Origin of the sequence: Streptomyces sp. P17 (assembly GCF_032436805.1) — a bacterium.
Lineage (GTDB): Bacteria > Actinomycetota > Actinomycetes > Streptomycetales > Streptomycetaceae > Streptomyces.
The window spans coordinates 1-275 of sequence record NZ_JAVRBF010000767.1 but is presented as its reverse complement, the minus strand read 5'-3'; the positions used below and the strand labels follow the sequence as shown (position 1 = coordinate 275).

The window sequence follows — 275 nt, the reverse complement described above, 5'->3', positions numbered from 1 at the left end:
CGACACTAAAAAATAAGATATATAAGTACTTCATATTTTTAATAATTAAGTAAGTAATGTAATTCAGCAGCAGTTAGATTTAGCATTTTAATGGCTTCTAATTGCTGCATATTGATTTGTAAAGATTGATTGATCAATGTTCCCCATTCGATATAGCCAATTTGTCCGTTTTTATAATTTAGATTAGCTGTATTAATTAGCACTTCTGCCTGCTTCTTACCTATTTGCTGATAATAATCTGTTGCTTTAGCATAGCGTTCATACTCTCCCAGCGC

General features: G+C 31.3%; 1 protein-coding gene. It reads right to left on the bottom strand.

The window, feature by feature from the left end; all coding sequences use genetic code 11:
• Positions 1-38 precede the first annotated feature (38 nt).
• The coding region (locus RMT89_RS42880; protein WP_315889175.1) for a hypothetical protein at positions 39-275 on the bottom strand (237 nt) is incomplete at its 5' end.